The 19,013-nt window shown below is 64.4% G+C and carries 13 protein-coding genes and 1 riboswitch; of the genes, 6 read left to right on the top strand and 7 right to left on the bottom strand.

Features of this window, described 5'->3' with window-relative positions:
• Positions 1-16 precede the first annotated feature (16 nt).
• The 3 genes from V3314_RS01560 to V3314_RS01550 all read left to right on the top strand — a co-directional run bounded on the left by V3314_RS01560 (position 17) and on the right by V3314_RS01550 (position 6,211).
• Complete coding sequence (locus tag V3314_RS01560; protein WP_338459851.1) at positions 17-4,969, top strand: Hpt domain-containing protein; 4,953 nt, start codon at positions 17-19, stop codon at positions 4,967-4,969.
• Positions 4,962-5,435, top strand: a complete 474-nt coding sequence (locus V3314_RS01555; protein ID WP_046613432.1) for a chemotaxis protein CheW — start codon at positions 4,962-4,964, stop codon at positions 5,433-5,435. The genes V3314_RS01560 and V3314_RS01555 overlap by 8 nt, the downstream gene beginning before the upstream one ends.
• Before the next feature lie 158 nt (positions 5,436-5,593).
• A complete protein-coding gene (locus V3314_RS01550; RefSeq protein ID WP_013974522.1) occupies positions 5,594-6,211 on the top strand; it encodes a hemolysin III family protein in 618 nt (205 codons plus the stop codon).
• Here V3314_RS01550 and V3314_RS01545 read toward each other — a convergent pair whose 3' ends face one another.
• Entirely contained in the window at positions 6,212-6,931 is a 720-nt protein-coding gene (locus V3314_RS01545; RefSeq protein WP_338459850.1) for a 16S rRNA (uracil(1498)-N(3))-methyltransferase, read from the bottom strand.
• 130 nt (positions 6,932-7,061) lie between these two features.
• Positions 7,062-8,468 (bottom strand): adenosylmethionine--8-amino-7-oxononanoate transaminase, encoded by a 1,407-nt coding sequence (locus V3314_RS01540; RefSeq protein ID WP_046613430.1) that lies wholly within the window; start codon positions 8,466-8,468, stop codon positions 7,062-7,064.
• A gap of 265 nt (positions 8,469-8,733) precedes the next feature.
• On the opposite strand from V3314_RS01540, the gene V3314_RS01535 reads away from it, so the two are divergent.
• The 3 genes from V3314_RS01535 (at position 8,734) to V3314_RS01525 (ending at position 12,010) form a co-directional block, all read left to right on the top strand.
• The gene (locus V3314_RS01535) at positions 8,734-10,596 is read left to right on the top strand and encodes a flavin monoamine oxidase family protein (RefSeq protein ID WP_196182416.1); all 1,863 of its coding nucleotides are present in this window, start codon (positions 8,734-8,736) and stop codon (positions 10,594-10,596) included.
• 249 nt (positions 10,597-10,845) lie between these two features.
• Positions 10,846-11,397: a cytochrome b gene (locus tag V3314_RS01530; protein ID WP_046613428.1), complete on the top strand. Its 552-nt coding sequence runs from the start codon at positions 10,846-10,848 to the stop codon at positions 11,395-11,397.
• Positions 11,398-11,431: 34 nt separating this feature from the next.
• The gene (locus tag V3314_RS01525; RefSeq protein ID WP_046613427.1) at positions 11,432-12,010 is read left to right on the top strand and encodes a YceI family protein; all 579 of its coding nucleotides are present in this window, start codon (positions 11,432-11,434) and stop codon (positions 12,008-12,010) included.
• Positions 12,011-12,168: 158 nt separating this feature from the next.
• Here the strand turns inward: V3314_RS01525 and V3314_RS01520 are convergent, their stop codons facing one another.
• The 5 genes from V3314_RS01520 to ahcY all read right to left on the bottom strand — a co-directional run bounded on the left by V3314_RS01520 (position 12,169) and on the right by ahcY (position 18,814).
• Positions 12,169-14,052, bottom strand: coding sequence for a DEAD/DEAH box helicase (locus V3314_RS01520; protein ID WP_046613425.1), 1,884 nt, complete (start codon positions 14,050-14,052; stop codon positions 12,169-12,171).
• Between the two features lie 218 nt (positions 14,053-14,270).
• Positions 14,271-15,059: a transporter substrate-binding domain-containing protein gene (locus tag V3314_RS01515; protein ID WP_046613424.1), complete on the bottom strand. Its 789-nt coding sequence runs from the start codon at positions 15,057-15,059 to the stop codon at positions 14,271-14,273.
• A 164-nt stretch (positions 15,060-15,223) separates the two neighbouring features.
• Entirely contained in the window at positions 15,224-16,300 is a 1,077-nt protein-coding gene (locus tag V3314_RS01510; protein WP_046613423.1) for a hypothetical protein, read from the bottom strand.
• Positions 16,301-16,392: 92 nt separating this feature from the next.
• The gene (metF, locus tag V3314_RS01505) at positions 16,393-17,238 is read right to left on the bottom strand and encodes a methylenetetrahydrofolate reductase [NAD(P)H] (RefSeq protein WP_025340893.1); all 846 of its coding nucleotides are present in this window, start codon (positions 17,236-17,238) and stop codon (positions 16,393-16,395) included.
• 166 nt (positions 17,239-17,404) lie between these two features.
• Positions 17,405-18,814 (bottom strand): adenosylhomocysteinase, encoded by a 1,410-nt coding sequence (gene ahcY, locus V3314_RS01500; RefSeq protein ID WP_046613422.1) that lies wholly within the window; start codon positions 18,812-18,814, stop codon positions 17,405-17,407.
• Positions 18,815-18,834: 20 nt separating this feature from the next.
• Positions 18,835-18,931: riboswitch (S-adenosyl-L-homocysteine riboswitch) on the bottom strand.
• Positions 18,932-19,013: the final 82 nt, after the last annotated feature.

Here is a 19,013-nt window from a genome sequence, read left to right as displayed (position 1 = left end):
GCGCCGAGGAGTGCCCATGGCTGTAGCACCAGTAAGCCCTGAGCGCCACGACACGGTGGCGCTGGCCTGGACCAAGGCCGCCATCCTCGACTGCCTGGGCCAGGCGCGCCAGGCGCTGGAGCGCTTTGCCGGCGAGCCTGGCGACCTGTCGATGCTGGCATTCGTGGTCGACAACCTGCACCAGGTGCACGGCTGCCTGCGCATGCTCGAACTGCGCGGCGCCACGCGCCTGGCCGAAGAACTGGAACTGTTCGCCAAGGCCCTGGCCGATGGCCAGGTCAGCCCCCGCGGTGATTGCCTGGGCGCGTTGTTCCGCGGCCTGGAGCAATTGCCGTCGTACCTGGAGCGCCTGCGCGGCGCCCGCCACGACCTGCCTCTGGTGATGCTGCCGCTGCTCAACCAACTGCGTGCCTGCCGTGGCGAGGAGCCATTGGCCCAGGCCAGCCTGATCAGCGGCGCCGCCCAACGCTTTGCCGGTGCCGACGACCTGGCCAACCTCGACCTGTCGCTGGGCAACTGGCGCGAGCAGCTGCAGGCAGGGCCTGGCCGCGATGCCCTGCGCTCGGTGGTGACCGCGCTGTGCGACGACCTGATGCGCATCAAGGAGCGGCTGGACCAGTTCGTGCGTGGCGACCGCCAGGACAGCGAGCAGCTCGATGCCCTGCTGGCGCCCCTGCGCCACGTGGCCGACACCCTGGCAGTGCTGGGCTTCCAGCAGCCACGCCGGGTGATCATCGACCAGGTGCTGGCGCTGCAGGCCCTGGCCCAGGGCGAGCGGGCCGTGGACGACGCGGTATTGATGGATGTAGCAGGGGCCTTGCTGTACGTGGAGGCTACGCTCAACGGCATGGTCGGCCCGCTGGAGGAAAACGGCCAGGGCGGCCTGCCGGGCTCGGACCTGGCCGAGATCCGCCAACTGGTGTTGAACGAGTCGCTGAACGTACTGCAGCAGGCCAAGGACCTGATCGGCGATTGCCTGGAGTCCGGCTGGCCGCGGCAACGCCTGCAACCTTTGCCAGGGCTGTTGCAGCAGATTCGCGGTGCGCTGGCGATGTTGATGCTACCAGCCGTGGCCGAGCTGTTTGCCGGTTGCGCCAGCTATGTGCAGCGCTGGCTGCAGCACCTGGAGATGGAGCCCCCAGCCGATGAGCTGACGCACCTGGCCGAGGCCCTGAGCGCCGCCGAATGCTACCTGCAATGGCGGGTGGCGGACCCATTGGCGGATGGCCAGCCCTTCATCGACATGGCGCGCGCCAGCCTTGCGGCGCTGGGGGTGCACTGCGCGCTGGTCGAGGCCACCGCGGGCCGCGATGGCAGCGCTGATGGCATCGATGACGAGTTGCGTGAAGTGTTCCTCGACGAGGCCGGTGAGCTGCTGCCGGAAATCGAGCGCCACTGGCTGCGCTGGCGTGCCGACAACCAGCAGCGCGAGGCATTGGGAGAAGTGCGCCGTGCCTTGCATACGCTCAAGGGCAGCGGCCGCATGGTGCATGCCGAGGCGGTGGCCGAACTGGCCTGGGGCGCCGAACACCTGCTGAACCGGGTACTCGAGGGCCGCAGCGTGCTCGGCCCGGAAGGCGTTGTGGCCCTGCAGCAGGTGTTCGTCTACCTGCCCGACCTGCTCGCCGACTTTGCCGCAGGCCAGTTACCGCAACTGACGGAAATCGAGGAGCTGGCCGGGCACCTGCATGCCCTGGCCGAAAACGATGCCCCGGTGGCAGCTGACATCGATGGTCTCGACCCGCAATTGCTCGACATTTTCCGTAGCGAGGCGCAGGGCCACCTGGCCAGCCTGGATGCTTTCCTGCAAGGCGCCGACGGCCACGATACGCAGGTCAGCGATGGCCTGCAGCGCGCCCTGCATACGCTCAAGGGCAGTGCCGCCATGGCCGGGGTGATGCCGGTCGCCGAACTGGCCACCGCCTTCGATCGCCTGGCACGTGAATACAAAGGCCACCAACTGCCTCTGCAAATGGCCGAGATCGAATGGCTGGAAGCTGCTCGCTCGCTGTTCCACCTGGGCCTGGCGCAACTCGATAGTACGCCGCTGGCGGCCATCCCTGGTGCCGCGGAGCTGATCGAGCAGGTTGGCCAGGCGGTGGACGCGCACTTGGCCAGCTTGCATGACGACTCGCAGCATCAGCGGCGCAGCAAGCGCGACCCGCAGTTGATTGCCAGTTTCCTGGCCCAGGCCATGGATATCCTGCTGGATGCCGAATCGTTGCTGTCGCGCTGGCAGGAACAGCCCGGCCAGCGCGATGCGCTGGACACGCTGCTCGACGAACTGACCACCTTGGGCCACGCAGCACACTCGGCCGACCTGTGGCAGATGGATGACGTGTGCGAGGCCTTGCTCGACCTGTACGGCGCCGTGGAGGAGGGCAGCCTGCCCGCCGATGCGCGTTTCTTCGCCCACGTGCAACGGGCCCATGAGGCCCTGCTGGACATGCTCGACGAAGTGGCGGCCGGGCAGGACATCCCGCCAAGGCCGGGGCTGGTCGACAGCCTGCGCCACCTGCTGGGCCAGGCCCTGGCTCCGGAGGCTACCGGCCTGGTGGGCATCGACACGGTCACGCCGCTGCACCCGGACATGGACCTGGCCGATACCCTTGGCCTGGGGCCGGCGCACCACCCTTTGCTGCCTGCTGTGGCCGAGCCGCTGGTCGAAGAGCCGGAAAGCCCAGGCGAAGAGCTGCTGGAAGTCTTCCTCGAAGAAAGCTCGGACATCGTCGAGAGTGCCGCCGCAGCACTGGCGCGTTGGCAGGCCGACCCGCGCAACAGTGTGGAGGTGGACAACCTGATGCGCGACCTGCACACCCTCAAGGGTGTGGCGCGCATGGTCGAAATTGCGCCGATCGGCGACCTGGCCCACGAGCTGGAGTTTCTCTACGAGCTGCTGGCCGCTGGCCGTATGCCGCCTAGCGCACCATTGTTCGCCTTGCTGCAGAACTGCCATGACCGCCTGGCGCACATGCTCGATGCCGTGCGCCTGGGGCAGCCGTTGCATGCCGCCACCGCGCTGATCGACTACATCCGCAACTTCAGCTTCTCGGCCCTGGCCGATAGCGCCGCCGGCCAGGGGGCGGTCGAGGCCGCGACCAGTGAGGCGCCGGCGGTGGCACCGGAGCGGGCACCGGGCGACATGGTCAAGGTCGATGCCGAGTTGCTCGACGACCTGGGCAACCTGGCCGGTGAGCACTCGATCATCCGTGGGCGCATCGAGCAGCAGGTCAACGATGCGCAGTTCACCCTCAACGAGATGGAAACCACCCTCGAGCGCATGCGCGACCAGTTGCTGCGCCTGGACATCGAGACCCAAGGGCGGATATCCAGCCGGCAGCAGTTCGAAGGTGATGCGTATGACGACTTCGACCCGCTGGAAATGGACCGCCACTCGCAACTGCAGCAGCTGTCGCGGGCCCTGTTCGAGTCCGCCTCGGATTTGCTGGACCTCAAGGAAACCCTGGCACAGCGCGCCCAGGAGGCCTACAGCCTGCTGCAGCAGCAGGCGCGGGTGAACAGCCAGTTGCAGGAAGGCCTGACCGCCACCCTGATGGTGCCCTTCGAGCGCCTGGTGCCGCGCTTGCAGCGTGTGGTACGGCAGGTGGCCAGCGAGCTGGGCAAGCAGGTGGAGCTGGTGGTCGGCAATGCCGAGGGCGAACTGGACCGCAGCGTGCTCGAACGTATGGTGGCGCCGCTGGAGCACATGCTGCGCAACGCCGTCGATCATGGCCTGGAAAGCCGCGAAATGCGCCTGGCCGCCGGCAAGCCGGAGCAGGGCACCATTCACCTGAATCTGCTGCACGAAGGCGCGGACATCGTAATCGAAATGACCGACGACGGTGCCGGCGTGCCACTGGAAGCGGTGCGCCGCAAGGCCATCAAACGCGGCCTGCTGGACCCGCAGGCGCAACTGAGCGATCACGAAATCCTCCAGTTCATCTTGCGCCCGGGCTTTTCCACTGCCGAGAAGATCACCCAGATCTCCGGGCGTGGCCTGGGCATGGACGTGGTACATGAGGAGGTCAAGCAACTGGGCGGCTCGATGAGTATCGAGTCGGCCCAGGGCAAGGGCGCGCGCTTCCTGATCCGCCTGCCGTTCACCGTGTCGGTCAACCGTGCGCTGATGGTGCATCTGGGCGAAGAGCAGTACGCCATTCCGCTGAACACCATCGAGGGCATCGTCCGCGTGCCGCCGGCCGAACTGGCGGCGTGCTACCAGCTGGATGCCCCGCGTTATGTGTACGCCGGCCACGAATACGAGCTGCGCTACCTGGGTGAACTGCTGCAGGGCATGCCACGCCCGGCATTGCTCGGGCAGAGCGTGCCGCTGCCGGTGTTGCTGGTGCATTCCCAGGAGCAATCGTTCGCCATCCAGGCCGACAGCCTGTCGCCCAGCCGCGAGATCGTGGTGAAGAGCCTGGGGCCGCAGTTTGCCGCGGTTGCCGGGTTGTCGGGGGCGACGCTGCTGGGCGATGGCCGGGTGGTATTGATTCTCGACCTGCTGGGCCAGTTGCGTGGCCAGCAGCGGCGCCTGGCGCGCCTGCCGGGCGATGGTGCGGCCCGGCGCCAAGTGTTCGGCCCGGCGCCACGGCGGGCGTTGCTGGTAATGGTGGTGGACGATTCGGTGACCGTGCGCAAGGTCACCAGCCGCCTGCTGGAACGGCACGGCATGAGCGTGCTGACGGCCAAGGACGGGGTTGATGCCATGGCCCTGTTGGAAGAGCACCGCCCCGATGTGCTGCTGCTGGACATCGAGATGCCGCGCATGGACGGCTTCGAGGTGGCCACACGCATCCGCCGTGACGAGCGGCTGAAAGACTTGCCGATCATCATGATCACCTCGCGCACCGGGCAGAAGCACCGCGACCGAGCGATGGCCATCGGCGTCAACGAATACCTGGGCAAGCCTTATCAGGAGTCGGTCCTGTTGCAGAGCATTGCCCACTGGAGCCAGACCCATGCTTGAACTGATCGCCGGCCAGCGCAGCAGCCTGACCGGGCTTTTGCTGCCGTTGGGCGACCGTACCTTGGTGTTGCCCAACGTGGCGGTGGCCGAACTGAGTGGTCAGCGCAACCTGGTGTGTCAACGCGGCGAGCCGGCCTGGCACCTGGGCTGGATCGACTGGCGCCAGCAGCGCCTGCCGCTGATCGGCTTCGAAGCCGCGTGCGGTGGCGAGACACCCTGCGGCGAGCGGGCCCGCGTGGTGGTGCTCAATGCCCTGGGTGATACCGGCCTGCGCTACCTGGCGTTGTTGCTGCAAGACATACCGCGCTCGTGCAAGCTCGACAGCCAACTGAACTACGTGGACGTGGCGCTGGGCCGGCTGGAGCTGGCGGCAGTGCAGGTGGGCGAGCAGGTGGCGCGGGTGCCGGACCTGGTCGGGCTGGAACGGCTGGTGCGTGACGCGGAACTGCAACCTGACTTTGGGTAGGATGTAAGCCATAGGGCCTCTTCGCGGGTGAACCCGCTCCCACAGGGGCCCCCAAAAGCCTGAGGGCAGTGCCGTACCTGTGGGAGCGGGTTCACCCGCGAAGAGGCCGGAACAGAACGACGCAGGAACCCAGCCCACCTCAGGAGGTCTGTGTTTGCATGTACTACGGTGAACGCTTCAACGCCTGGACCCACCTGGTCGGTGCCGTCCTGGCCTGTATCGGTGCCATCTGGCTGATCGTGGTCGCGGGCCTGCAGGGCGACCCGTGGAAGATCGTCAGTTTCTCCATCTACGGCAGCACCTTGTTGTTGCTGTACAGCATTTCTACCCTGTACCACAGCACTCGCGGGCGGGCGAAGGTGATCATGCGCAAGCTCGATCACCTGTCGATCTACCTGCTGATCGCCGGCAGCTACACGCCATTCTGCCTGGTCAGCCTGCGCGGCCCCTGGGGCTGGAGCCTGTTCGGGGTGGTCTGGGGGCTGGCGGTGATCGGCATGCTGCAGGAGATCAAGCCGCGATCCGAGGCGCGCATCCTGTCGATCATCATCTATGCGGTGATGGGCTGGATCGTGCTGGTGGCGGTCAAGCCATTGCTGCACTCGCTCGGCAGCGCAGGCTTTGCCTGGTTGGCCGCCGGCGGGGTGTTCTATACCGTCGGCATCATCTTCTTCGCCTTCGACAGCCGCTTCCGCCACTGGCATGGCATCTGGCATCTGTTCGTGATCGCCGGCAGCCTCATGCACTTCGTGGCGGTGTCGTTCTACGTGCGTTAGTTAAAAGTCGCCCCACAGTTGCTGCGCCACCGCCAATGCCACCACCGGTGCGGTTTCGGTGCGCAGCACGCGTGGGCCCAGGCGTGCTGCATGGAAGCCGGCAGCCTTGGCCTGGTCGACCTCCGCCTCGCTCAGGCCGCCCTCGGGGCCGATGAGGAAGGCCAGGGTAGCAGGCTTGGCGTGGCTGGTGAGCGGTTCGGCCACCGGGTGCAGGACCAGTTTCAGGTCGGCCTTGGCGGTGTTCAGCCATTCAGCCAGGGTCACTGGCGGGTGGATGACCGGCAAGGTCGAGCGGCCGCATTGTTCACAGGCGCTGATCGCCACCTGGCGCCAGTGGGCCAGGCGCTTGTCGGCGCGCTCGTCCTTCAGCCGCACTTCGCAGCGTTCGCTCACGATCGGGGTGATTTCGTTGGCGCCCAGTTCGGTGGCTTTCTGGACTGCCCAGTCCATGCGCTCGCCACGGGACAGGCCTTGGCCGAGGTGCACGTGCAGTGGTGAATCGGCTTGGCCAGCGAGGGCCTGGTCGAGGCTGACGCGCACGGCTTTCTTGCCCACTTCGAGCAACTGGCCGCGGTATTCCTGGCCACTGCCGTCGAACAACTGCACGGGGTCGCCGGGTGCCATGCGCAATACGCGGCCGATGTAGTGGGCCTGGGCTTCGGGCAGGTCGTGCTCGCCAAGGCTCAGGGGGGCGTCGATGAAAAAGCGGGACAGTCTCATGGTTCAGCTCGGACGAAAAGGGGACATGTGACCCTGTGGGAGCGGGTTTACCCGCGAATGCGGCGGTGAGTCCACTATCGCATTCGCGGGTGAACCCGCTCCCACAGGGTTAGGCGGCAGGCTGTAGGACCTAGCCCGGGTCGCGGAAGTCGGGGTGGAAGTTGGCTGGTACGGCCACGCTGACGCTGTCGCGGGTGGCAATGTCGATGCCTTCGCTGGCCACTTCTGCCAGGAAGTCGATTTGCTCCGGCGTAATCACATAGGGCGGCAGGAAGTACACCACGCTGCCCAGCGGGCGCAGCAGGGCGCCACGCGTCAGGGCATGCTCGAACACTTTAAGGCCACGGCGCTCCTGCCACGGGTAGGCGACCTTGCCGGCCTTGTCCTGGACCATTTCGATGGCCAGAGCCATGCCGGTCTGACGAATCTCGGCCACATGCTCGTGGTCGGCCAGGTGCGCGGTGGCGCTGGCCATGCGGGTGGCCAGGGCCTTGTTGGCCTCGATCACGTTGTCCTGCTCGAAGATGTCCAGGGTCGCCAGCGCTGCGGCGCAGGCCAGCGGGTTGCCGGTGTAGCTGTGCGAGTGGAGGAATGCGCGCAGGGTCGGGTAGTCGTCGTAGAACGCCTGATACACCTTGTCGGTGGTCAGGCAGGCAGCCAGTGGCAGGTAACCACCGGTCAGGGCCTTGGACAGGCACAGGAAGTCCGGGCGGATGCCGGCCTGTTCACAGGCGAACATGGTGCCTGTGCGGCCGAAGCCCACGGCGATTTCGTCGTGGATCAGGTGCACGTCGTAGCGGTCGCAGGCCTCGCGCAGCAGCTTGAGGTACACCGGGTGGTACATGCGCATGCCGCCGGCACCCTGGATCAGCGGTTCGACGATCACCGCGCTGATCGAGGCGTGGTGCTCGGCCAGGGTCTGTTCCATGGCCTGGAACATGGTGCGCGAGTGCTCTTCCCAGCTCGTGCCCTCGGGGCGCAGGTAGCAGTCGGGGCTGGGCACCTTGAGGGTGTCGAGCAGCAACGCCTTGTAGGTTTCGGTGAACAGCGGCACATCACCGACCGACATGGCGGCGATGGTTTCGCCGTGGTAGCTGTTGGTCAGGGTGACGAAGCGCTTCTTGCCCGGTTTGCCGACGTTCTGCCAGTAGTGGAAGCTCATCTTCAGCGCCACTTCGATACATGACGAACCGTTGTCGGCATAGAACACCCGGTCGAGGCCAGCCGGAGTCATGGCTACAAGGCGCTCGGACAGCTCGATCACCGGTTGGTGGCTGAAGCCGGCCAGGATCACGTGCTCCAGCTGGTCGACCTGGTCCTTGATGCGCTGGTTGATTCGCGGGTTGGCATGGCCAAACACGTTGACCCACCAACTGCTCACCGCATCCAGGTAGCGCTTGCCTTCGAAGTCTTCCAGCCACACGCCTTCGCCGCGCCTGATCGGGATCAGCGGCAGCTGCTCGTGGTCTTTCATCTGGGTGCAGGGGTGCCACAGGACCTTGAGGTCGCGTTGCATCCACTGATCATTGAGGCCCATGGGCACTTCTCCTGGCTTTGCGGCTTGGTTCGACCGCGTAAGCCTAAGCAATGCCGCAGGGCAGGACAACCGCTGCTGTTCACCGGGTTGCCAGCTTCGCTTGCTACCGTGCCGAATCGTCGCAGGCAAAATTGTCAGTGGCCAAAAGGACTTGATGTCACTGCGCTGGCAGGGTCCGCAGACCTGACGTATTCTTAACGCATCTCTCCCGGGGCATTCCTGCCTCTCCCCGTTTCTGTAACCCCCTGACTCGGAGTTCGCCGACATGGCTGCTGCTTGGGTGCGCCTGTGCGCGTTGGTATTGATTGGTGTGTCCAGCGGCGCCGCGCTGGCAAAGGACAAGACACCTTCGGCGATCGTCGTGGGTGGCGGCCTGGCGGGCCTGACCGCCGCTTATGAGCTGCAGAACAAAGGCTGGCAGGTGACGCTGCTGGAAGCCAAACCGGGCATGGGCGGGCGCTCGGGCCTGGCCACCAGCGAGTGGATCGGCAACGCCAAGGCGCAGCCGGTGCTCAACCAGTACCTTGACCGTTTCAAACTTGAAACACTGCCGGCACCGGAATTCGTACGTACCCCCGGTTACCTGATCGACGGCGAGTATTTCAGCGCCACCGACCTGGCAACCAAGCAGCCGGCTACTGCCGATGCGCTCAAACGTTACGAGAAAACCCTCGATGACCTGGCCCGTTCGATTGATGACCCGCTGAACCCGCAAGCCAACAGCACGCTGTTCGCCCTCGACCAGATCAACGTTTCCACCTGGCTGGACAAGCTGCAACTGCCGGCCACCGCCCGTCAGTTGGTGAACCAGCAGATCCGTACCCGCTACGATGAGCCATCGCGCCTGTCGCTGTTGTACTTCGCTCAGCAGAACCGCGTGTATCGCGGCGTCAGCGACCGTGACCTGCGTGCCGCTCGCCTGCCCGGCGGCAGCCCGGTGCTGGCCCAGGCTTTCGTCAAGCAACTGAAGACCATCAAGACCAGTTCGCCGGTGACCTCCATCGTCCAGGACAAGGACGGCGTCACGGTCAAAGTCGGCAGTGTCGGCTACCAGGCCGATTACCTGGTCATGGCCGTGCCCCTGCGTGCCCTGGCCAAGATCCAGATGACCCCGGGCCTGGACAGCCAGCACCTGGCGGCATTGAAGGGCACCAACTATGGCTGGCGTGACCAGCTGATGCTCAAGTTCAAGAAGCCGGTGTGGGAAAGCCGCGCGCGGATGTCGGGCGAAATCTTCAGTAACGCTGGCTTGGGCATGCTGTGGATCGAACCTGCGCTCAAGGGTGGCGCCAACGTGGTGATCAACCTGTCGGGTGACAACGCTCGCCTGCTTCAGGCGTTCGGCGACAAGCAGATGGTCGACCAGGTGCTGATCCGCCTGCATGCGTTCTACCCACAGGCCCGTGGCTCGTTCACAGGCTACGAGGTCAAGCGCTACAGCACCGACGCCGGTACCGGCGGCGCCTACCTGGCCTATGGCCCGGGCCAGATCAGCAAGTACTGGCGCCTGTGGGAGCGCCCGGTGCAGCGCATCACCTTTGCTGGTGAGCATACTGACGCCCTCTACCCAGGCACTCTGGAGGGCGCGCTGCGCAGCGGCCAGCGCGCGGCCAACCAGGTGCAGGACCTGCTGGCCGGCAAGTCGTTCGACCCGGCCAAGGCGGCGCCGGTGGCGGCGGCAGCAGCTGCAGGCGCCGTGGCGGCCAAGGAGAGCAAGGGTGGGTTCTTCTCCAACCTGTTTGGCGGCTCTTCCAGCAAGGGCGACAAGGTTGAAAAGGCCCCGGCCAAAGCTGAGCCGAAGGCGGTCGATGAGGCCAAGCAGGACAAGCCGGGCTTCTTCAAGCGCCTGTTCGGCGGGGCCGACAAGCCTGAGATGAAGGCCGAGCCGATTGCCAAGGCCGAGGAAGTGGCGCCGGCACCTGTGCCTGCGCCGCAAGCACCGGCCCCGGTTGCACCAGCACCTGTGGTCAAGGAAGCGGCGGCCAAGCCTGCTGCTACCAAGGCTGCACCTGGCAAGCATGCACCGGCGCACAAACCGGCCCACAAGCCTGCCGAGACCAAGAAGGCAACTGCCAAGTCCGAGCCTGCCAGGAAAGCTGTAGCCAATACCCAGGCCAAAGCGGGTTGATTTATTGCCAGCCTATTCGCAGCACCAGGCTGCTCCTACACGTACTGCGCTGTCCTGTAGGAGCAGCCTTGTGCTGCGAAGGGTCGGCACTGGCAACCGCCGATTACCCAACTATCGTTAATGTTTCCTTAATGGGAAACCCACACAATACATATCGGATTTCTCGATAATCCAAAGCAATTTTTTCCGCTTTTCTTCGATACGTTACGCGTTAGTCTGTGCACAGCTTTCACGGGGAAACACGTCAACATGCAACTGCGCAATTCACCTTCTCGCTACGGCGTGGTCAGCATTGTCCTGCACTGGGGCGTGGCTCTGGCTGTCTTCGGCCTGTTCGGCCTGGGCCTGTGGATGGTCGGCCTCGACTATTACAGCCCTTGGCGCAAGGCCGGCCCGGACCTGCACAAGAGCATCGGCCTGCTGCTGCTGGCGGTGATGCTGCTGCGGGTGGTCTGGCGCTTCATCAGCCCGCCACCACCTGCACTGGCCAACCATGGCGCACTCACCCGCCTGGCAGCCAAGTTGGGCCACCTGGCCCTGTACCTGGGGTTGTTCGCGGTAATGATCGCCGGTTACCTGATTTCTACCGCCGACGGTGTCGGCATTCCGGTGTTCGGCCTGTTCGAAGTGCCGGCACTGGTCAGCGACCTGCCCGACCAGGCAGACCTGGCTGGCGTGATTCATCTCTGGCTGGCCTGGGGCTTGGTGATTTTTGCCGTGCTGCATGGCCTGGCAGCGCTAAAGCACCATTTCATCGACCGTGACGCGACCCTGACCCGCATGCTGGGCCGCAAAGCTTGACTCTCAACCTCAATTGCATAGGAAGGAAGTAAGGATGTTGAAAAAGACTTTTGCCGCCCTGGCGCTCGGTACCGCTCTGTTCTCCGCCGGCCAGGCCATGGCTGCCGAGTACAAGATCGACAAGGAAGGCCAGCACGCGTTCGTTGACTGGAAGATCAGCCACCTGGGCTACAGCTTCATTCACGGTACCTTCAAGGACTTCGACGGCAACTTCACCTGGGACAGCGCCAAGCCTGAAGCCAGCAAGATCAACGTCGACCTGAAAACCGCCAGCCTGTGGTCGAACCACGCCGAGCGTGACAAGCACATTGCCAGCGCCGACTTCCTCGACGTGAAGAAGTACCCCGAAGCCAAGTTCGTTTCCACCAGCGTCAAGCCGACTGGCGAGAAGACTGCTGATGTGACAGGCGACCTGACCATGCATGGTGTGACCAAGCCGGTCACCTTCAAGGCCACCTTCAACGGTGAAGGCAAAGACCCATGGGGCGGCGAGCGCGCTGGTTTCAACGCTACCACCACGCTGAACCTGAACGACTTCGGCATCAAGGGCCCGGGCGCTACTTCGCAGACCCTGGACCTGGATATCAGTGTTGAAGGCGTGAAGCAGAAGTAATTCGGCTTAGCTGAAAGACCGAGGGGGCTGCTTCGCAGCCCTTTCGCGACACAAGGCCGCTCCTACAGGTATTGCGCTGCAAGTGAAAACTGCGCAAAACCTTTAGGAGCGGCCTTGTGTCGCGAAAGGGCCGCAAAGCGGCCCCCTCATGCTTTTTGTCAGCCCTTGCGGGTCAGCAGCGCCGGGCGCTCACCGCGCGGACGGCTTGGCAGGTCATCCAGTTGCTCCGGCGTCGGGTATCGGTCGAGCTTCGATTCCTTGCGGATGATCACCGGCTGTTTTTCCGGCTGACGCGGGTTGCGCACGGCCGGTTCTTGCCGGGCGGCATCGTCACGGGCCGGGCGGCCACGGCCACCGCCATCACGACGGGCACCGCCACCGTTGTTGCCGCGGGCCGGACGTTTCTCGCCGCCCCCGCCGCTGCGCGGCTGGCCGCTGTTGCGACCCTGGCCACCGGCATTGCTGCGCTGGCCATTACCCTGGCCCTGACCTTGGCCGGCACTGCCACCCGGGCGGCGATTGCGGCCCTGGTTCTTGCCCTGATACGGGCTGACGTAGTCGGCACGGTTGCCGAAGTTGTCGATTTCGTCGTCCAGGAACTCTTCCGGATCACGGTCGACAGGCACTTTCGGCACGCTGCTGTTGCTGGCCTGCTGTTGCTGCTGGCGTGGCTTCTTGTCACGCGGCTTGCGTTGCTGCTGCTTGTCGCCGCTCTTTTCCTTGTCGGCCGGCTTGTCAGCAGCCTGTTGCTTGGCCTTGCCTTTATCCTTGCCCTTGTCCTTGCGGCCGCCGTTGGCGTCTTTGCCGCCTTCGCCGCGGGCCTGCTGGTTGCGGCCACCACGGCCGTTGTTCTGCTGGCGTTCGCGTACTTCAGGCTTTTCGGCTTCTATCTGGCTGGCGTCGAAGCCCATCAGGTCGCCGTCCGGGATCTTCTGCTTGGTCACCCGTTCGATGCTCTTGAGCAGCTTCTCTTCATCCGGCGCGACCATGGAAATGGCCTCGCCCGAACGCCCGGCACGGCCGGTACGGCCGATACGGTGGACGTAGTCTTCCTCGACGTTCGGCAGCTCGAAGTTGACCACGTGCGGCAATTGGTCGATGTCCAGGCCTCGGGCGGCGATGTCGGTGGCGACCAGTACGCGCACGCTGTTGGCCTTGAAGTCGGCCAGGGCCTTGGTGCGGGCGTTCTGGCTCTTGTTGCCGTGGATCGCGGCGGCGGTCAGGCCGTGCTTTTCCAGGTACTCGGCCAGGCGGTTGGCGCCGTGCTTGGTGCGAGTGAACACCAGTACCTGTTCCCAGGCACCCTGGGTGATCAGGTGTGCCAGCAGCGCGCGCTTGTGGCTGGCGGGCAGGCGGTATACGCGCTGCTCGATACGCTCGACGGTAGTGTTCGGCGGGGTGACCTCGATACGCTCCGGGTTGTGCAGGAGCTTGTCGGCGAGGTCGGTAATGTCTTTGGAGAAGGTGGCCGAGAACAACAGGTTCTGGCGCTTGGCCGGCAGGCGGGCTAGGACCTTCTTGACGTCATGGATGAAGCCCATGTCGAGCATGCGGTCGGCTTCGTCCAGCACCAGGATTTCCACGTGGGCCAGGTCAACCTTGCCTTGGCCTGCCAGGTCGAGCAGGCGACCCGGGCAGGCGACCAGCACGTCCACACCCTTGGCAATGGCCTGGATCTGCGGGTTCATGCCGACGCCGCCGAAAATGCAGGCGCTGACCAGTGGCAGGTCACGGGCATAGACCTTGAAGCTGTCATGCACCTGGGCTGCCAGTTCGCGGGTCGGGGTCAGGACCAGCACGCGAGGTTGGCGCGGGCCATGGCGCTGCGACTTGTCGGGGTGGCCGGCCGGGAACAGGCGCTCGAGGATCGGCAGGGCGAAACCGCCGGTTTTACCAGTACCTGTCTGTGCGGCGACCATCAGGTCGCGGCCTTGCAACACGGCGGGAATCGCCCGCTGTTGCACGGGGGTCGGCTGGGTGTAGCCCGCAGCCTCGATAGCGCGGACAAGAGCCTCGGAGAGACCGAGGGAAGCAAAGGACATGGGCAATCCTGTTCTCGTGTGGGCTGGGCCCGTTTGGGATGTTCTGCCTGGCGCGACGGGCATCGGTGGGATGCGATCGCGTCCGGTCCAGCTGGGCTTTCACTGCACATCCGGGTAGCGGAGGGTAACGCGAAGGCGCGTCGATGCCGATCGGGATGCCTGTTGCGAGGCCGAGCGTCCGGGCGTGAGCCGGGCGGGAAGGCCCGAGTATAACAGAGCTATCGCGCTGTGCTGCTTTCCTGCTGCTCAACGGCGTTGAGAATGTTTCCGATGTCGCCTGTGTAGCGGTTGCTGATTGCTGCATAGGCCGGTTCCTGCTTGAAGCGACGCAGTTCCGCGGCGAAGGCTTGGGCCAGTGCCTCCCGCCCCGGCTTGCGCGCGAGCCCCAGGTACTGCGCCTGGCGGCTGATCACCAGTGGCAGCTCCTTGACCTGCTGTTGCAGGCCCAGATGCCGCAGCAGGTAATGGCCGACCCTGCGGTCGGTGATTGCCAGGTCGATGCGGCCTAGCACCAGCTTGCCGAAGTTGGCTTCATGGGTAGGCGCGGCTTCGCGCGTGAAATGTACGGCCTCATTGAACGCGGCACCATAGACGTAGCCGGGTGAGGTACCGACTGTGAGGCCGGCAAGGTCTTCCAGCGCCTTGACGGCATGGGGGCGTGCACTGGCCTCGAACAGGACGAACTCGACCTCCGACATGGGCTCGGGGGCGTACACCAGGTATGGCTGGCGCGACTCGGTCTGGAAGATGTCCATGATGCCGTCGGCCTGGCCCTGCTCGATCATTGCCAGGCAGCGCTTCCACGGCAGGAATTCCCACTCCACCTCGACGCCAAGGCGTTCGAACACCCGTGTGGTGACTTCGTAGTCGATGCCGTGCGGCTCGCCGTCGTGCTGGTATGCATAGGGTGCCCAGTCGTCGGTCACCAGGCGCAGGCGCTCGCCCAGGGCCAGCGGGCTCAGGCAGGCAAGCAACAGGATCCAGAACAGACGGGCGACGTGTGGCATGGCCGGAGATTACGCGCTCGGCCTGTTCAAGGCCAGTGAGGATGATGTTCTCCTGTGCTGGCCTCTTCGCGGGTGAACCCGCTCCCACAAGTACAGCACCAGCCTGCAAGCCAGCAGATCCTGTGGGAGCGGGTTTACCCGCGAAGAGGCCGACACAGGATCACTCAAGTGTGGGATGACCTCAGCAGATGCGCTTCGATATCCTTGCGCCGTTCGCCCAATGACAGGCGCAACCCCGGGTGGCGCAGGCACTGGCGCAGTTGCTCGGGCCCCATATGGCCATGGCGGGCGTTGAGGTTTTCCAGGGCCTTGTCCCACCAGGCCGGCGCGCAGGCGCGGTCGAATTCATTAGGGTAGGGGTAGCAGCCATACAGCAGCTCGCGGGCGAACTGGCGCTCGTGGCTGGGCAGGGTCATGCTCAGCGCCTTGTAACCCAGGCGTTGCAGGGCTGGTGGCCGTGGCAGCTGGTCATTGACCAGGGACACGTCGGCCAGCGCCGCGTGGCTCAGCGGGTCATGGCCGTGCTTGCGCAGCCAGGCCTGGATCTTGGCGCGGAACTGCGCCTTGCGGCTCCAGTAGTGGTGGATGACATCTGTGCACTCGGCCAACTCCAGCGTGCGGTAGGCCGCCACCGCCAGGCAGAACTCCTCGAGGGTATAGGCTTCGCGAGCCAAGGGGTGGAACTCGTCCATCATGGCGATGGAGCGGTCCAGGGCGCCGGCGTCTTCGGCGGTGAGGCCGATCACCCCGGAATTGACCAGTGGCATCTGGCAATCGGCCAGACCGCGGGATTCAAGGATGGCCAGCAGGTTCTTGTACAGCAGGCACTTCTGGTTGCTGCCATAGCGCGCACCGATGGCATTGCACAGCAGGCGGCCTGGGGCCACCCGGGCGAATAGCTCCAGCGGCGACTTGCGGAAGAAGGTGTCGGTGTCGATCAGCACTGCCAGCGGGTGTTGCTGCAGCACCTGGCGCAACAGCACATGCTTGCTGCGAAAGTGATAACCGTGAGGGGCGTTCCATGCCTGGCGCGTGGCTTCGTCCAGCAGGTGTACGGTGACAGGCAGGCCGGTATAGGGCTGCGGGTTGTCGGTGTAGACCTGGATGTCCATGGCTTCGTCTGCTGCCGTGCCCAGGTGGGCGAGGGCGCTGATGATGCTGAAACAGGCTTCCTGATGGTAGGTTGCCGGGCCAAAAGCCAGGTAGACGAGCTGGGGACGCGATGGCTGGTGGGGCTGCATGGCAGGCAAGACCTGTGTAACCGGAAAATGAATAAGGCTTTAGTCTATGACCAAAGCCTTAATCAAATCTTAAACAGGTTTTGCAAAAAATTTCAGCGTGGCAGCTTCAGATTGTTCCAGATCGCAAGGCTCGGCTCGGCCTGGTTCAAGGTATAGAAGTGCAGCCCTGGAGCGCCGCCTTGCAGCAGCTGTTCGCACATGCGGGTGATCACTTCTTCGCCGAATGCCTGGATGCTGGCAGTATCGTCGGCATAGGCTTCCAGCTGCTTGCGGATCCAGCGCGGGATCTCGGCGCCGCAGGCGTCGGAGAAGCGCGCCAGCTTGCTGTAGTTGGTGATCGGCATGATGCCGGGTACCACCGGGATGTCCACACCCAGCTTCTGTGCGCGCTCGACGAAGTAGAAGTAGCTGTCGGCGTTGAAGAAATACTGGGTGATGGCACTGTCGGCACCGGCCTTGACCTTGTGCACGAAGTTGGCCAGGTCAGCCTCGAAATTGCGGGCCTGGGGGTGCATCTCCGGATAGGCGGCCACTTCCAGGTGGAAGTGATCCGCGGTTTCCTGGCGGATGAATTCGACCAGGTCACTGGCGTAGCGCAGTTCGCCACTGGCCATGCCCATGCCCGATGGCAGGTCTCCACGCAAGGCGACGATGCGCTTGATGCCTGCAGCCTTGTATTCGGCCAGCAGGGCGCGCAGTTCGGCCTTGGTATCGCCTACGCACGACAGGTGCGGCGCGGCAGGTACCTTCACTTCGCTTTCCAGCTGCAGCACGGTGTTCAGCGTGCGGTCGCGGGTAGAGCCACCGGCACCGTAGGTGCAGGAGAAGAAGTCCGGGTTGTAGGCGGCCAGCTGGCGGGCGACGCCCATCAGCTTTTCGTGGCCGGCATCGGTCTTGGTCGGGAAGAACTCGAAACTGTAACGGCGTTCCTGGGACATCGGGCGTTCCTCTGGCAGCAAGCTTCAAGCGGCAGGCTGCAAGTAAAAGCCAGATCGGTCATGGCCGGCCTGGCTTGGGCATCGTTCAAGATCCTTGATGCTCGAGCTGCAAGCGGCAATGGCATGGTCTGCCTTTGATTGCCGCTTGAAGCTTCAAGCTGGCCGCTTAGTAGCGGTAGGCGTGCGGCTTGAACGGGCCTTCGACGGTGACACCGATGTAGTCAGCCTGCTGCTTGGTCAGCTGGGTGACCACGCCGCCGAAGCCGCGGACCATTTCCAGGGCCACTTCTTCATCGAGCTTCTTCGGCAGTACTTCAACGGTCAGGCGCTCGGCTTTCTTCTCGGCCGGCAGGTCAGCGAACTTCTGCTCGAACAGGAAGATCTGCGCCAGTACCTGGTTGGCGAACGAACCGTCCATGATGCGGCTTGGGTGGCCAGTGGCGTTGCCCAGGTTGACCAGGCGGCCTTCGGCCAGCAGGATCAGGTAGTCATCGTTCTGCGGGTCGAAGCTGCCGGCGCCGGTGCGGTGGATCTTGTGCACCTGCGGCTTGACCTCTTCCCAGGCCCAGTTCTTGCGCATGAAGGCGGTATCGATTTCGTTGTCGAAGTGGCCGATGTTGCATACCACGGCGCGCTTCTTCAGCGCCTTGAGCATGTTGGCGTCGCAGACATTGACGTTGCCGGTGGTGGTCACGATCAGGTCGATCTTGCCCAGCAGGGCCTTGTCGATGCTGGCTTCGGTGCCGTTGTTGATACCGTCGATGAATGGCGAAACCACTTCGAAGCCGTCCATGCAGGCCTGCATGGCGCAGATCGGGTCGACTTCGGTGACCTTGACGATCATGCCTTCCTGGCGCAGGGACTGGGCCGAGCCCTTGCCCACATCACCGTAGCCGATCACCAGGGCCTGCTTGCCCGACAGCAGGTGGTCAGTACCACGCTTGATGGCGTCGTTCAGGCTGTGACGGCAGCCGTACTTGTTGTCGTTCTTGCTCTTGGTAACCGAGTCGTTGACGTTGATCGCCGGGACTTTCAGCTCGCCCTTGGCCAGCATGTCCAGCAGGCGGTGCACGCCGGTGGTGGTCTCTTCGGTCACGCCGTGCACGCGCTCCAGTACTTGCGGGTACTTCTTGTGCAGCAGCTCGGTCAGGTCGCCACCGTCGTCGAGGACCATGTTGGCGTCCCATGGCTTGCCATCCTTGAGGATGGTCTGCTCCAGGCACCACTCGTACTCTTGCTCGGTTTCACCTTTCCAGGCGAACACCGGGATACCGGCGGCGGCGATGGACGCGGCGGCCTGGTCCTGGGTGGAGAAGATGTTGCAGGACGACCAGCGCACTTCGGCACCCAGGGCAACCAGGGTTTCGATCAGCACGGCGGTCTGGATGGTCATGTGAATGCAGCCCAGGATCTTCGCACCCTTGAGCGGTTGCTCGGCCAGGTACTTGCGACGCAGGCCCATCAGTGCAGGCATTTCCGATTCGGCGATGATGGTTTCGCGACGACCCCAGGCGGCCAGGGAGATGTCGGCGACTTTGTAATCGGTAAAACCAGCAGGCATGTTTGCAGCGCTCATGAGAGCCTCCATTCGTAGTGTGCGAATGGGCGCCGTTGTGCGTTAAGCGCTCGCGAGAGCGAGCAACGCCCCATCCGAGCCTGACAGGCCTAGCCTGCTGCAGCGCCCCTCGGACGGGTGGCGGGCATGGCGCCGCTGTGGGCGGCCATGTGAAGCGGCGGAGATTATAGCCGTGCCCGTCGGCTTGCCCAAGGTTTTC

This window comes from Pseudomonas sp. TE3-3-F2023 (assembly GCF_036784815.1).
GTDB lineage: Bacteria > Pseudomonadota > Gammaproteobacteria > Pseudomonadales > Pseudomonadaceae > Aquipseudomonas > Aquipseudomonas pudica.
This window is presented reverse-complemented; position numbering and strand designations above follow the sequence as displayed.

What these genes read in the sequence shown, in the direction of transcription:
- V3314_RS01560 (WP_338459851.1), top strand. Translation starts at nt 17, where the DNA reads ATGGCTGTAGCACCAGTAAGCCCTGAGCGCCACGACACGGTGGCGCTG.
- V3314_RS01555 (WP_046613432.1), top strand. Translation starts at nt 4,962, where the DNA reads ATGCTTGAACTGATCGCCGGCCAGCGCAGCAGCCTGACCGGGCTTTTG.
- V3314_RS01550 (WP_013974522.1), top strand. Translation starts at nt 5,594, where the DNA reads ATGTACTACGGTGAACGCTTCAACGCCTGGACCCACCTGGTCGGTGCC.
- V3314_RS01545 (WP_338459850.1), bottom strand. Translation starts at nt 6,931, where the DNA reads ATGAGACTGTCCCGCTTTTTCATCGACGCCCCCCTGAGCCTTGGCGAG.
- V3314_RS01540 (WP_046613430.1), bottom strand. Translation starts at nt 8,468, where the DNA reads ATGGGCCTCAATGATCAGTGGATGCAACGCGACCTCAAGGTCCTGTGG.
- V3314_RS01535 (WP_196182416.1), top strand. Translation starts at nt 8,734, where the DNA reads ATGGCTGCTGCTTGGGTGCGCCTGTGCGCGTTGGTATTGATTGGTGTG.
- V3314_RS01530 (WP_046613428.1), top strand. Translation starts at nt 10,846, where the DNA reads ATGCAACTGCGCAATTCACCTTCTCGCTACGGCGTGGTCAGCATTGTC.
- V3314_RS01525 (WP_046613427.1), top strand. Translation starts at nt 11,432, where the DNA reads ATGTTGAAAAAGACTTTTGCCGCCCTGGCGCTCGGTACCGCTCTGTTC.
- V3314_RS01520 (WP_046613425.1), bottom strand. Translation starts at nt 14,052, where the DNA reads ATGTCCTTTGCTTCCCTCGGTCTCTCCGAGGCTCTTGTCCGCGCTATC.
- V3314_RS01515 (WP_046613424.1), bottom strand. Translation starts at nt 15,059, where the DNA reads ATGCCACACGTCGCCCGTCTGTTCTGGATCCTGTTGCTTGCCTGCCTG.
- V3314_RS01510 (WP_046613423.1), bottom strand. Translation starts at nt 16,300, where the DNA reads ATGCAGCCCCACCAGCCATCGCGTCCCCAGCTCGTCTACCTGGCTTTT.
- metF (WP_025340893.1), bottom strand. Translation starts at nt 17,238, where the DNA reads ATGTCCCAGGAACGCCGTTACAGTTTCGAGTTCTTCCCGACCAAGACC.
- ahcY (WP_046613422.1), bottom strand. Translation starts at nt 18,814, where the DNA reads ATGAGCGCTGCAAACATGCCTGCTGGTTTTACCGATTACAAAGTCGCC.